The organism is Veillonella sp. 3310, assembly GCF_003999875.1.
Lineage (GTDB): Bacteria > Bacillota > Negativicutes > Veillonellales > Veillonellaceae > F0422.
Window position 1 is genome coordinate 262,051 of the sequence record NZ_RQVJ01000002.1, and the last position, 13,863, is coordinate 275,913.

Below are 13,863 nucleotides of genomic sequence, written 5' to 3' on the forward strand. Positions count from 1 at the left end.
TTTTAATATCTGTTATACTTACTAGGAGAGGTTTCTATTGAGCGAGTGCTCAGGAGAGGAGAAAGTATAATGGCTATTTCAGAAGAAGTACGACAACGATTTGCAGGGGAGTTTGAAAAGTTTCAAAAGGGAATTGAAGGTTTCTTTTCGAAAGAAATTGCTCCTAAAGATTTCAAAGGCATTGGTGGAGGATTCGGCAGTTATGCAGAACGAGGCTTTGAAAGTGCGATGTTGCGGTTACGGTTTTTTGGATCCCGTATTCTTCCATACCAAATGAAATTCTTAGTGAATGCAGTTAAAAAATATGATTTAAAATATGTACATTTCACAACAGGTCAATGTATTCAATTCCATAAATTGCAAGGTGAGCAAATTTTAGAATTGTACAAAGAATGTTTTGAACATGATATCTATAACCGTGGTACTGGTGGAGATAACTTACGTAATGTAACAGCTAGCCCATTGCATGGTGTACATCCAGCTGAACCATTTGCTGTGACTCCCTATTTACAAGCGGTCAGTGAATACGCTGTATCTTTGATTGGTACACTAGCTTTGCCACGTAAGTATAAAATCGGTTTTTCTGTAGTCGATAATGAAGGTCATGCGAACTATAAAGACTTAGGATTTTTGGCAAAAGAAAATGGCAAGTTCGATGTTTACGCTGGCGGCGGTATCGGTGGCGGTTCTGCTTTTGGTTTCTTAGTGGATGAAGATATTAATCCTAACGAGGTACTACATCACGTAGAAGGTATGTTACATTTGTATCATGAATTAGGTGACTTTAAGAATCGTGGTAAAGCACGTTCTCGCTTTATTGCGCAACGTTTAGGGGAAGAGGAATTCCGTAAAGCATACCATGAATATTTAGCAAAATCGAAAGCGGCTCATGACTTAACATTGTCCGTAGAGCTATATACAGTGAAAAAAGTAGGTACTACTACGCCAACTACATCTTTAGCAGAACCACAAAAACAAGAAGGTTTGTATTATATTCAATACAAACCATTGGTGGGTACACCACCGATGGATGTATTTGTGAAATTGTTTGATTACGTAGGTGGCTTAGAAGATACAGAAATCCGTATCTGCGGTGATGAATCTGTATATATCGTAAACTTAACAGGTGAAGAAGCAGATGCAGTAGCAGCCATTATCGGTAATACACATGCGAAAAATAGTTTTGAAAATACGGTATCCTGTGTAGGTGCTACGATTTGTCAAATTGGTTTCCAAGATTCTTCTGGACTTGTGAAAGTAATCAAAGAAGCAGTTGAAGGCGCTGGTTTATCTACAGATCGCTTGCCACAATTACATGTATCTGGTTGCCCATCTTCCTGTGGCACTCACCAAGTAGGCAAACTAGGTTTCCATGGATTTACAAAAGTGGTGGATAAAAAACCTCAACCAGCTTTCAAAGTGTTCGTAAATGGTAATGGCGAAGTAGAAGGACAACGTATGTCTGATGAGTTAGGCGTGATTACTGTGGAGGATATCCCTAAATTCTTTATCGATTTAGTGAAAACACTTGAAGCGGCTGGTCAAGATTATGATACTTGGAATGCGGCGCATCCAGAGGGATTACAATCTATATTGGCAAAATATTTATAATGTATATAAAAACGTTCTTACTTAGGTAAGGGCGTTTTTTACTTTTCGCCTCGTGAGTATCGGTTGATATAGGAGCTGTATTGTATTGAAGAATTACGATAGATACGGTATAATGAAAGAGATATCTCAAGATTGAGAATGCAAGCTTCATGGAGTATAGTCATGTAAGTTTTGTTCATAGAAGTATATATAGGAGAGTCCAATGAAAAAAAGTACATTAGCATTAGTAGGCGCTATGGCATTTGCTACAACTTTTGCAGTAGCCCCACAAGCGCATGCTGAAATCAATGAATATTCTAATTTAAATGATAAAACTGTGGTGGTGCGCCAACCAGGTCAATCCATGGTATTGTCCATGCGTGAAGTCGCAGGTATCTTTGTGGGCCGTTATGTAAAAGCAGCGGTTAGCTCTATTACATTAGATCCATCCAAAGGTAATTATCAGTACGTGGTGGTAGGTTATACACCAAAACAAAAAATTACTATTGATGTGGATGTTATTACTGGTAAGGTAGTACGTGAATTCCGCTCTAGCAAAGCAAAAGATGTAGCATCCAAGGTGTTCAATCCATTAAAAGTAATTTCTCCAAAAGAAGCAGAAGTAGCTGCTCGTGGTTTAGTGGGAGAAGGCTCTTTCACTAGAGGATGGGAAATCAAAGCGGAAAATAATGAAGTGGTGTACATTGTTCGTACCCAAGATACAGATGAAAAAGAATATAGTGTGAAAGTAGATGCTGTCACTGGAAAGGCACTTGAAAAAGGTGCGCCGATTGACTGGGCTAAAATCAAAGCAGATCGTTTGCGTAATGATGGGGTAGGTAAGCCATTTACATTGCAACAAGAGCCAGAAGACACTGAGGCAGATCCTACAAAAACATTATAATAGGTGACGTATGACATATAATAATATTATATTTACCATTGAAAGTAATGTGGCAACCATCACATTTAATCGTCCAGAAGTGCAGAATGGCTTTAATGTGCCGATGTGTGAAGAAATTCTTGATGCAATTCGCATAGTAAAAGAAACGGACGAGGCTCGTGTGTTGGTGTTCAAAGCAGAAGGCAAAGTCTTTTCTGTAGGTGGAGACTTAACAGAAATGAAACGCGCTGTAGAGGAAGATGATACAGAATCTTTATTTGAAATTACTCATTTGGTGATGCAAATTTCTTTAGCTATGAAACAGCTACCAAAGCCTGTTGTGATGTGTACCGATGGTGCTGTAGCAGGGGCGGCTTTCAATATGGTGTTGGCAGCGGATATGTGCGTGGCATCTACGAATAGTCGTTTTATTCAAGCTTTTGTGAATGTAGGTTTAGCTCCAGATGCAGGTGGCATGTACTTGTTAAGCCGCGCGGTAGGTATTAATCGCGCTATGCAACTGGCTATGACAGGAGAAGCGGTAACTGCTGAAAAAGGTAAGGAATATGGTTTCGTCTATAAGGTGTGCGAACCAGAGATTCTAGAGCGTACTACAAATCGCTTGGTGCAACGCTTGGCAAAAGGTCCTGTTCACTCCTTCCGTGCTATGAAGCAAATGATGTGGGCTAGTTTCTTTACTAATTTTGAAGAATATGCAGAATTAGAAGTGAAGATTCAAAACTCTTTAGGAGCCACAGAAGACTTCCGAGAAGGTGTGCGTGCCTTTGCAGAAGGAAGACGACCAAAATTTAAATAAGAAAAAATGTTGAGGATACCAGTAGATGGTGTTCTCAACATTTTATTTTATGAGGATTGCATTCTTCTTGCGGTAGGGATAAGATACTTGAAGATAGCGTAGTATCTGTAGCCAGAGGATAATATTTAAAGGGTAAGGGCGAAAAGATATTAACCGGTGCTGGGGATAAAAAAAGAGGACTCTCCTAGAGAAGAGTCCTCGTATAGTTGTGATTAACGGTCGCCGTTAAAAATGGAGTTTTTAACGATAACGTAGTCAACTTTTTTGATAGCTTGTAGTGTAGTACCACCAGCGTAGGAGATAGAAGATTGTAAATCTTGTTCCATTTCAGTCAATGTATCGAAGATACTGCCTTTAGATTGGATCGTAATTTTTTTACCTTCTACGTTTTTGCGTTCCCCTTTTTGGTGCTCGGAAGCGCTACCGAAGTATTCTTTATATGTAACGCCATCGATAGTTACTTCTTTACCTGGGGATTCGATATGACCAGCGAATAAAGAGCCAATCATAACAAAGGAAGCGCCGAAACGGATGGATTTGGCAATGTCACCGTGGTCACGGATACCGCCGTCAGCGATGATAGGTTTTGTAGCTGCTTTGGCACACCAACGAACAGCGGATAATTGCCAGCCACCAGTACCAAAACCAGTTTTTAATTTTGTAATACACACTTTACCAGGTCCGATACCTACTTTGGTAGCATCAGCTCCAGCATTTTCTAGTTCACGAACTGCCTCTGGTGTACCTACGTTACCAGCGATAACGAAACTTTCAGGAAGTTCACGTTTAATGTGTTGAATCATATCGATAACGCTGTTGGAATGACCGTGAGCAATATCGATGGTAATATATTCTGGGCATAGATTTGCTTCTTTTAATTCGTTTACGAATGCAAATTCCTCTGGTTTAACACCGATGGAAATAGATGCAAATAAACCTGCCTCATGCATGTCTTTTACAAAAGCCAAACGTTTTTCAGGTTGGAAGCGGTGCATGATATAGAAGTAGTTTTTAGCAGCTAATTCTTTGGCTAACTTTTCATCGATGATAGTTTGCATATTAGCTGGCACAATTGGTAAACGGAACGTACGATTTCCCAGTTTCACAGTTGTGTCACATTCGCTACGGCTAGATACGATACACTTGTTCGGTATCAATTGCACGTCTTCATAATCGAAAATGTTTGTAGTATTGATCATTATTTGTTGCCCCCTAAATAGACAGAATTGGGATTACGACATAATCCTTATCTATTATACATAAGACCTCCTATCTTGGCAACAAGGGGGCGGATATACTTAGTCATCTTTGATATGCTAATTTGTACTAGGGGAATGCCCTGTTTTGTGAAAAAATATATAGATAAAAATAGATTAAAAGTGATACAATATAAAGAATAAATAAAAGTAATTTGATAATGTATTTCAATGTATTATAGTGTGAAAAGGAGATAGATATGAGTTATACAAGTTCAAGCAAAACAAAAATGTTAGTAGAAGGCGGTCTAGTTATTGCTATGGCTCAAATTTTAAGTATGTATGTCATCTATCAAATGCCACAAGGTGGCGCTGTGAAAGCAGCTAACTTGGTGCCATTGTTAATTTATGCCTATCGTTGGGGTGGTCGTGCGGGCATCTTAACTGGTATTGCCTATGGAATTGTTCATTTTCTATTGGGATTTAAATTCTCTATTCATTATATGAGTATCGTATTGGACTATATCCTAGCCTATGGTGCGATCGGTATTGCTGGTTTCTTCGGCGGTTCTGGTACTGGGAAAGCCTTCTTTGGGGCTGTTTATGCAATCTTAACTCGCTTTGCTATGTCTGCCATTAGCGGTGTGGTAGTGTTTGGGTCCTATGCACCAGAGGGAACAAGCCCTTGGATTTACTCTTTAACGTATAATGCAACATATATGTTGCCAGACATGGTGATTAATTTAGTGGTATTAGCGTTGTTATATGTGCCAGTAATGCGTGGATTAGGTCGTGTGACACCGACTCATAAATAAGAAAAGAGCTAGGACAGGAGATATGTATGATTTCTGAATTAGGAATTATTGTATTAGCGGGTGGACTTAGCACTCGCATGGGAACAGATAAGACGAGATTGCCTTGGGGTAGCACAACTTTGTTAGGGGAAATGCTCCGCAAGGCGGTCCTTACAGAATGTGGAGAAATTTTAGTCTCCATCAATCGAGAATTAGAAGAGTCAGAGGCACATATTATTGAAGAGGCTCGTTCCTTTGGCCGAGATATTCAATTAGTGCCAGATACGATTGCTATGAAAGGCCCTTTAAGTGGATTGCAGTCGGCTCTTTCAGTAGGAACTAGAGAAGCCTATATTGTGGTATCTGCAGATATGCCGTGGTTTTCCTTTCACTGGTTGCCATCTTGGGAAGTGCATATCGATACATTTTTCCAAGGAGAATTATTAGCCATGGTTCCCTATGTAGGTTTGCAAGAGTACGAACCGTTGGCAGCCATTTATAAACGGTCCGTACTAGATACGATTCAAGAAGCCCTAGACGGTGAAGATGTATCTATGCATGGAATTTTGGACAAGATTCCCTATATGGAAATGGATATGAGTGAAGAAGCAGAGCTATATAGCAATGTGAATACTCGATTATCTTATAAATTGGCGAAAGCTAAATCTGCCAATCGTGAACGGTCTGTGCCGATTGTGACCATTAGTGCAAGCCAATCTAAATCGGGGAAAACTACAGTGGCTACAGCTTTGATTAAGGCGCTTTCAGAGCGAGGCATTGTGGTGGGCATGGTGAAAAGTGATGGCCATGGATTTTCCATGGATAAGGAAGGCACTGATACATGGAAAGCTAGTCAATCAGGGGCGAAGGCAGTGGCCATAGCGGGACCGAATGGATATGCGATGATGGTCCATGGTGAAAGTATGCAACGTCAACAACAATTAATTCGGTTGGCCAATGAAATGCCCGTGGATTTAGTACTCTTAGAAAGTCGCAGCCATGGAGTGGCGCCGATCATTGAAGTGGTCCGTGCAAACCATAATGAAATGAGACTGCCGCAGTTAGAAGAGATTGTAGCAGTAGTGACAGATATAGAAGACACATTAGAAGGAAATACGATTTGTGAACAGTTCAATTTCAGTGAGGAAGATATGGAACGGTTAGCAGATTGGATATTGAAGGAGTTGTTATAATGCAAGTAGTAACAGTAGAAGAAGGCTTGCAACGATTAGAAGCTCCTTTTACAGATAGTGCGTATACCCTTGCGATAGAGTCTGTTCCTATTGGACAAGCCTATGGCAGAGTATTAGGGGCAACGGCGCTAGCTAAGATGGATTATCCGCCTTTTAGGCGATCGGCCATGGATGGGATTGCTATTCGTTATACTGCTGATACAAGGTCATATCGTATGTTGGAGACGATTGGTGCAGGGGAAGTGTTTCAAGGTCAATTAGAGCCCGGTGAAGGAATCCATATTATGACGGGTGCCATGGTACCAGATACGGCAGATACAGTGGTAGTAAAAGAAGCGCTAACTTGGAGTAATGAAACAGAAGTGATAGTACCTAGTCGAATCGAAGTAGGTCAACATATTATCCTCGCAGGGGAAGATATACAAATTGGTCAGGAATTATTGCCTGCTGGTACTGTGTTGGAAGCAGAGCAAGTAGGGACCTTAGCAGGGCAGGGATATAGTGAAGTCTCTGTATACCGAAAACCAAGAGTGATTGTGCTCACCACAGGCCGTGAAGTACAAGATCCAACTGAGACACTACGAGTAGGGCATATTTATAATTCCAATCGGTATTTACTAGAAGGTACTTTATATGCACTAGGCGTTGATGTGGTGGGAGTAGCTCATTTGTCAGATGCGCCAGGTACGGTAGATGGTAATATTGCCACTGTACAACATATGCTAGATACATTGGGACCAGTAGATATGATTGTTAGCACTGGCGGTGTATCTGTAGGTGACTATGATACGATGCCGGAATTGTATGAACGTTTAGGCGCTAATACATTGTATCGACGTTTACAGATGCGTCCAGGAGCAGCTTCTTTTGGAGGTATTATTACAGCTAGGGGACATCATACATGGTGTATGGGCTTATCTGGAAATCCTACAGCAGCAATGAATCAGTTTTATTTATTGGTGTTGCCTGTGTTGGAACGCTTATCTGGACGGACGGTGATACGTCGTTGGATAGATTGCCACCTAGGTGAAGTTGTAGATAGAAAACATCCATTAGATCGTTATTATCAAGGGCATATTCTGTATAAAGGAGGCTCTTGCTGGGCCTATCCTAATTTAGGGATGACCTCAGGTGGTTTAAAAGCTTTATCAGTAGCAAATGGATTGATCAAGATTCCTGGTAATAGTGAACGACTAGAGCGGGGTTCTATAGTGAAAGTGTTCCCTTTTAGTCGATAAACAGAATAAAGAAACAATAATATGAATAAAAACTCTATTTTATAAGAAGTAATCTTGTGGAAATAGAAATAATTTGATATAATAATTCTATAGAATTTTATAAGTAAGGTCTGCAAAGAGACACATCGTACACGTACCCTGTGCCTCTTTTTGTATGGTCTTTTAAAGGGTAGTATTAAGAAAAAGGAGATTCTATGGCAGTACTAAAAAGACTTGGCTTATCTGGTTGGATTGTCATTGGCCTATTAGCGGGCGTACTAGTAGGTTCAGTAGCACCAGATTTTGCAAAACAATTAAAACCATTAGGTGATGTATTTATTCGTATGATTAAAATGATCGTAGTACCGTTGATTTTTAGTTCCCTTGTAATGGGTATTGCTGGTACAGGTGACTTTAAGAAATTAGGTCGTTTAGGGGGCAAAGCCATTTTATGGTTTGAAATTGCCACTACGATTGCATTATTTGTAGGTTTATTTGTAGTTAACGTATTTGAACCGGGCGTAGGCGTTAACCTAACAGCTACTGGTAATGCGGTAGATATTGCTAATAAAGCGGCTGCGAAGGGTGAGATGGATCATATCCAAATGTTGGTAAACATCATTCCAACGAATATCGTAGATGCCATGGCTCGTGGTGATATGTTGCAAATTATCTTCTTTAGCTGTATGTTTGCCATTGCTGCAGCAAGTATTGGTAAAGAAGGAAAACAAATTGTTGAGCTTTCCAAAGATTTAGCACACATCATGTTCAAAGTGACACACTATGTAATGTATGTGTCTCCTATTGGTATCTTCGGTGCCATTGCGTACACAGTAGGTAACTTCGGATTAGGTATGCTAGTACCATTGTTGAAACTTGTGTTTACATTATATGGTGGTTTGGCATTATTCTTAATTATTGTGATTGCAATCGGTTCTTTCTTTACGAAAGTTAACTTATTCAAACTTGGTAAAGTGTTGAAAGAGCCAATCGTGTTAGCATTCTCTACAGCGGCTTCTGAAGCTGCGTTGCCAATTGCGATGGAAAAATTAAAAAAAGTAGGCATTCCAAACCAAGTGGTAAGTTTTGTGTTACCGTTGGGATACACATTTAACTTGGATGGATCCACATTGTATTCTTCTCTAGCAGTGGTGTTTATCTCCCAAGTGTACGGGATACCATTCCCTATTGAACAACAATTGTTGATGGTATTAACATTGATGTTGTCTACCAAAGGGATTGCCGCAGTACCGGGGGCATCCTTGATCGTTATTGCCGGAACAGCAGCAGCCTTTGGCTTGCCAGTAGAAGGCTTAGCCTTAATTCTTGGTGTAGACCGTATCCTAGATATGGCTCGTACGGTATGTAACTTATCTGGTAACTGTCTAGCAGCAGCCATTGTAGGTCGTTGGGAAAACGAAGTATCTGCGGAACGCTTAACAGAGTTAATGGAACATCCGTTGACTGACGAAGAAGTCGAGGCATTAGAACAAGCTAGTTTTGAACATGTTGGTAAACAACAGGCATAATTAGTTTTACTGATAGCATTGAAATAGTACATAAGGGGCTGTAACAAAATAGAGCCAAATAAAACAGAGGAAAGTTGATCAAAAAGTATCAACTTTCCTCTATTTTTTATATTTTATAGGTAAATGTAAATATGTACATTTTGTTACAGGCCCTTTTGACATATTGTGATAGTAGACTATATAGTTACGTATAAGGAAATAGGGAGGTAGAAAGGTCCTTGGAACGGTGGAATAAAAAAGTAAGCCAGACAAGAAAAAATACCATGACCATCTTTGAGATGTTCATGGTATTTGTTGATAGAGTTCTTTAGGTCATCTGTAGGGAAGAGTAGAGGAGAAGACCTAAAGATGTGAATGAAGGATGTCTATCTATACACGACATACCATAGAGGTAGCATGGTAGAGGTAGTTGGTTATGTCGTATACATATATTATGAGGCCCTATAAAAGGAGTTGAGGAGTTTATAATATACGTACATCACTTCACAAGAAAGAGAGTATCATAGTGTTGCTACTCTTTATGTGTAGTATAAACTAGAAACGTCAAAAGAATGTCAAAATATAAAACTTTTTATTAAAAATTTCTTGAAAAAAGATTTGTATATTTTTTGTGTGCACTAATTGTACTGTTGTATCTCTGTAAAGGATTTGTTATAATACTTTCTATAGAATTTTAGGATAGGTTTTGAAAGAGACATTCTGTACTTGTACACCATCGCCTCTTTTTATATAACCTGAGCAAGTATTGGTATGTAAAAAGGAGATTCTATACTATGTTAAAGAAAATTGGACTGTCCGGGTGGATAGGCATCGGCCTCTTGGCTGGCGTGTTAGTAGGTGCAGTGGCACCAGATTTTGCGAAACAATTAAAACCTTTAGGTGATGTATTTATTCGCATGATTAAAATGATCGTAGTACCTTTAATTTTTAGCTCCCTAGTAATGGGGATCGCTGGCACAGGGAATTTTAAAAAATTAGGTCGTCTTGGGGGAAAAGCGATTCTATGGTTTGAATTAGCTACTACGCTGGCGCTATTTATTGCGTTGTTTGCCGTGAACGTTGTAGAGCCAGGAGTAGGTGTGAATTTGACAGCGAGTGGTGGCGCTACAGATATCGTTAACAAAGCAGCCTCCAAAGGTCAAATGGACCATGTGCAAATGTTAGTGAATATTATTCCAACCAATATTATTGATGCCATGGCTCGCGGAGATATGTTACAAATTATCTTCTTTAGCTGTATGTTTGCTATTGCAGCCGCAAGCTTGGGTAAAGAGGGAAAACAAATTGTAGACTTATCAAAAAGTATAGCCCACATCATGTTTAAAGTGACTCATTATGTCATGTATATTTCCCCTATCGGTATTTTTGGTGCTATTGCGTATACAGTAGGTGCCTTTGGGATTGAAATGCTGATTCCATTATTAAAATTAGTATTTACTTTATATGCAGGGCTAATTGTGTTCCTTACTATCGTACTGGGCATTGCATCGGCCTTAACAAAAGTGAATTTATTTAAATTATTTTTCGCACTGAAAGAGCCGACTATCCTAGCGTTTACAACCGCTGCATCGGAAGCGGCTTTACCAATTGCTATGGAAAAATTGAAAAAGATGGGGATTCCGAATCACATTGTAAGTTTTGTACTTCCTTTAGGGTATACATTCAACTTAGATGGCTCTACATTGTATTCTGCATTAGCAGTTGTATTTATTGCACAAGTGTATGGCATGCCATTCCCTATTGATCAACAAATTTTAATGATGATTACCTTGATGTTATCCACTAAAGGGATTGCAGGTGTACCAGGAGGTTCCTTGATTGTAGTAGCCGCTACTAGCGCAGCTTTTGGACTTCCAGTGGAAGGCTTAGCTTTAATTTTAGGCATTGACCGTGTCTTAGATATGGGCCGTACCGTATGTAACTTATTAGGTAACTGCATTGCAGCGGCTATCGTAGGCCGTTGGGAACATGAAGTGTCTGCTGAAACATTGACCCGACATATCGAACATCCATTAACAGATGAAGAAGTAGCTGCATTAGAGCAAAAACATTTAGAAGCTATGGCGAACACACATGCATAATAGAATATAAAATATCTAGGCACCATATGTATCTTTCACAGGTATATATGGTGTTTTTATAACTTGTTATAGATATGTTTTTTGCATTTATTAATAGACGAAATATGTAAATTCGTTGTATGATGTTCATAATAAACTATTTCTTTACTATAGTACTAGTGAAAAGTATGGCAGTTTGTAAAGATAAAGAATTGTAGTAAGGTTGTTACAGCCATGCAAGTGCATGGGGATACATAAGGAGGGAGACACATGTTAAGTGATATTGAAATTGCTCAACAAGCTGAGATGAAACCAATTGTAGAGATTGCTAAAGGATGCAATCTAACAGAAGATGAATTGGAATTATATGGAAAATATAAAGCAAAAGTATCCTTTGACGCGATGGAACGTTTGCAAGATGCACCCAATGGTAAGTTGGTACTAGTCACAGCCATCACACCTACACCAGCAGGGGAAGGCAAGTCTACCACCACGATTGGATTGACACAAGCTTTACAACAAATTGGTGTAAATAGTATTGCCGTGTTGCGTGAACCATCCTTGGGCCCTGTGTTTGGCGTTAAAGGTGGTGCTGCTGGTGGTGGTTATGCGCAGGTAGTGCCAATGGAGGATATTAACCTTCATTTTACAGGAGATATGCATGCCATTACGGCGGCTAATAACCTATTATCTGCAATGATTGACAATCATATTTTCCAAGGTAATGCACTACAAATTGACGTACGTCGTATTAGTTGGAAACGTGTATTAGATATGAATGATCGTGCTTTGCGCAATGTGGTCATTGGCATGGGTGGACCTATGAGTGGTGTACCACGGGAAGATCATTTTATGATTACCGTAGCCTCTGAAATTATGGCTATTTTATGCTTGGCTCGTGATTTAGAAGATTTAAAAGCACGATTTGGTCGTATTGTCATTGGTACAAACCTATCTGGAGAGCCTGTGTTTGTCCACCAATTGGGTTGTGAAGGGGCGATGGCACTCCTTATGAAAGATGCTATCAAACCGAACTTAGTACAAACGTTAGAGCATACTCCAGTATTGATTCATGGTGGGCCATTTGCGAATATTGCTCATGGATGTAATTCGATCATTGCTACTAAGCTAGGATTAAAATTAGGTGATGTAGTCATTACAGAAGCGGGGTTTGGCGCCGACTTAGGGGCAGAAAAATTCTTGCATATTAAATGTCATTATGGAGATATCTTCCCTGATGCGGTGGTCATCGTAGCGACTATTCGAGCTTTAAAAATGCATGGAGGCGTGCCAAAATCAGAGTTGACCAAAGAAAATGTAAAAGCTTTAGAACGGGGATTTGTGAACCTAGGAAAACAAATTGCCAATATGAGAGCCTTTGGCTTGCCAGTATTAGTGAGCATTAATAAATTTGCTACAGATACACCAGCGGAAATCGATGCGTTATTACAATTATGTGATCACTATGGTGTGGATGTGAGCCTTAATGAATGCTGGGAAAAAGGTGGCGCTGGCGGTATTGATATGGCGAAACAAGTGATGGGGATGTTGGAAGGAACATACATTAAGCCAACTGCTTTATACGATGTGAAAGATAGTATCCCTAATAAGTTAACGGCGATTGTAAAAGAAATTTATGGTGGTAATGGTGTAGAATTTACCAGTGCAGCGAAAAAGCAAATTGCGCAATTAGAAGACTGGGGACTGGCGGATTTACCAGTATGTGTGGCAAAAACACAATACTCCTTAAGTGATAATCCAGAGTTACTAGGAGCTCCTACCGATTTTACCATCACTGTACAAGATGTACGGATTGCTAATGGAGCTGGGTTTATTGTGTGTCAAACAAGTAATATTATGGTCATGCCAGGATTGCCGAAACAACCGGCAGCCCTTGGTATGGATGTCACTGCAGAGGGGACTATTAAAGGATTATTTTAGGAGGAATGATGGAATTACATAACGCATCTGTATTAGACTTTATTCGTGACCTTGGTTCTAGTGCACCCGCTCCAGGTGGCGGTAGCGTGGCAGCTATTAATGGAGCTACCGCAGCGGCTTTAATTGAAATGGTAGCGAATTTAACGATTGGGAATGCAAAGTATGAAGCGGTTCACGAGGAAATGAAAAGCATTCAAGAAGCTATGTGCCAAGTGAAAGAAGAGTTTGTGTACTATATCAATAAAGATAGTGCTGCTTTTATGGAGTTAATGGGAGCTTTCAAACTGCCGAAAGAAACAGAAGAAGAAAAAACATTCCGTAAAACAGAAATACAACGAACCACGAAACAAGCTGCCTTGGTGCCTTATGAAATTGGTAAATTGGCGTATACCTTATTACCATTGGCGGAAACAGTCATTGTAAAAGGAAATGCTAATGCCATTACGGATGGAATGATTGCTGTCATTAATGCAAAAGCCGCTGTGAAGAGTGCTTTTTTAAATGTAAAAATCAATCTAGGCTCTATACAGGATGCGGAGTTTGTAAAACAATTGGCACACAGCATGGAAGAGATAGAATCTGTGTTAGATACAGAGGAACAACGATTGTTAGGTCTTGCTAAGTTATAAGACGCATCATAATG

Annotated in this window: 11 protein-coding genes; 10 read left to right on the forward strand and 1 reads right to left on the reverse strand. The window is 39.7% G+C overall.

What is annotated here, in order from left to right; all coding sequences use genetic code 11:
- The first annotated feature begins 69 nt into the window (after positions 1 to 69).
- The 3 genes from EO127_RS04775 (at position 70) to EO127_RS04785 (ending at position 3,290) form a co-directional block, all read left to right on the forward strand.
- Positions 70 to 1,611, forward strand: coding sequence for a nitrite/sulfite reductase (locus tag EO127_RS04775; protein ID WP_127448225.1), 1,542 nt, complete (start codon positions 70 to 72; stop codon positions 1,609 to 1,611).
- 202 nt (positions 1,612 to 1,813) lie between these two features.
- Entirely contained in the window at positions 1,814 to 2,494 is a 681-nt protein-coding gene (locus EO127_RS04780; RefSeq protein WP_127161175.1) for a PepSY domain-containing protein, read from the forward strand.
- A gap of 10 nt (positions 2,495 to 2,504) precedes the next feature.
- Positions 2,505 to 3,290, forward strand: a complete 786-nt coding sequence (locus EO127_RS04785; RefSeq protein WP_127448226.1) for an enoyl-CoA hydratase — start codon at positions 2,505 to 2,507, stop codon at positions 3,288 to 3,290.
- A gap of 212 nt (positions 3,291 to 3,502) precedes the next feature.
- Here EO127_RS04785 and guaC read toward each other — a convergent pair whose 3' ends face one another.
- On the reverse strand, positions 3,503 to 4,489 hold the full coding sequence (guaC, locus tag EO127_RS04790; protein WP_127166164.1) for a GMP reductase: 987 nt from the start codon (positions 4,487 to 4,489) through the stop codon (positions 3,503 to 3,505).
- Positions 4,490 to 4,746: 257 nt separating this feature from the next.
- On the opposite strand from guaC, the gene thiT reads away from it, so the two are divergent.
- The 7 genes from thiT (at position 4,747) to EO127_RS04825 (ending at position 13,849) form a co-directional block, all read left to right on the forward strand.
- Positions 4,747 to 5,301 (forward strand): energy-coupled thiamine transporter ThiT, encoded by a 555-nt coding sequence (gene thiT, locus EO127_RS04795; RefSeq protein WP_127448227.1) that lies wholly within the window; start codon positions 4,747 to 4,749, stop codon positions 5,299 to 5,301.
- 26 nt (positions 5,302 to 5,327) lie between these two features.
- Positions 5,328 to 6,473 carry a molybdopterin-guanine dinucleotide biosynthesis protein B gene (gene mobB / locus EO127_RS04800; RefSeq protein WP_127448228.1) on the forward strand — a complete coding sequence of 382 codons (1,146 nt, stop codon included), beginning with the start codon at positions 5,328 to 5,330 and terminating at the stop codon, positions 6,471 to 6,473.
- A complete protein-coding gene (locus EO127_RS04805) occupies positions 6,473 to 7,711 on the forward strand; it encodes a molybdopterin molybdotransferase MoeA (RefSeq protein WP_127448229.1) in 1,239 nt (412 codons plus the stop codon). Before mobB ends, EO127_RS04805 begins: the two co-directional genes overlap by 1 nt.
- A gap of 194 nt (positions 7,712 to 7,905) precedes the next feature.
- Complete coding sequence (locus EO127_RS04810; RefSeq protein WP_127448230.1) at positions 7,906 to 9,219, forward strand: dicarboxylate/amino acid:cation symporter; 1,314 nt, start codon at positions 7,906 to 7,908, stop codon at positions 9,217 to 9,219.
- Positions 9,220 to 9,992: 773 nt separating this feature from the next.
- A complete protein-coding gene (locus tag EO127_RS04815) occupies positions 9,993 to 11,300 on the forward strand; it encodes a dicarboxylate/amino acid:cation symporter (RefSeq protein WP_127448231.1) in 1,308 nt (435 codons plus the stop codon).
- 249 nt (positions 11,301 to 11,549) lie between these two features.
- Positions 11,550 to 13,220: a formate--tetrahydrofolate ligase gene (locus EO127_RS04820; RefSeq protein ID WP_127448232.1), complete on the forward strand. Its 1,671-nt coding sequence runs from the start codon at positions 11,550 to 11,552 to the stop codon at positions 13,218 to 13,220.
- 8 nt (positions 13,221 to 13,228) lie between these two features.
- On the forward strand, positions 13,229 to 13,849 hold the full coding sequence (locus EO127_RS04825) for a cyclodeaminase/cyclohydrolase family protein (RefSeq protein WP_127448233.1): 621 nt from the start codon (positions 13,229 to 13,231) through the stop codon (positions 13,847 to 13,849).
- Positions 13,850 to 13,863: the final 14 nt, after the last annotated feature.

Coding starts and splice junctions, on each gene's coding strand:
- EO127_RS04775 (WP_127448225.1), top strand. CDS start 70: ATGGCTATTTCAGAAGAAGTACGACAACGATTTGCAGGGGAGTTTGAA.
- EO127_RS04780 (WP_127161175.1), top strand. CDS start 1,814: ATGAAAAAAAGTACATTAGCATTAGTAGGCGCTATGGCATTTGCTACA.
- EO127_RS04785 (WP_127448226.1), top strand. CDS start 2,505: ATGACATATAATAATATTATATTTACCATTGAAAGTAATGTGGCAACC.
- guaC (WP_127166164.1), bottom strand. CDS start 4,489: ATGATCAATACTACAAACATTTTCGATTATGAAGACGTGCAATTGATA.
- thiT (WP_127448227.1), top strand. CDS start 4,747: ATGAGTTATACAAGTTCAAGCAAAACAAAAATGTTAGTAGAAGGCGGT.
- mobB (WP_127448228.1), top strand. CDS start 5,328: ATGATTTCTGAATTAGGAATTATTGTATTAGCGGGTGGACTTAGCACT.
- EO127_RS04805 (WP_127448229.1), top strand. CDS start 6,473: ATGCAAGTAGTAACAGTAGAAGAAGGCTTGCAACGATTAGAAGCTCCT.
- EO127_RS04810 (WP_127448230.1), top strand. CDS start 7,906: ATGGCAGTACTAAAAAGACTTGGCTTATCTGGTTGGATTGTCATTGGC.
- EO127_RS04815 (WP_127448231.1), top strand. CDS start 9,993: ATGTTAAAGAAAATTGGACTGTCCGGGTGGATAGGCATCGGCCTCTTG.
- EO127_RS04820 (WP_127448232.1), top strand. CDS start 11,550: ATGTTAAGTGATATTGAAATTGCTCAACAAGCTGAGATGAAACCAATT.
- EO127_RS04825 (WP_127448233.1), top strand. CDS start 13,229: ATGGAATTACATAACGCATCTGTATTAGACTTTATTCGTGACCTTGGT.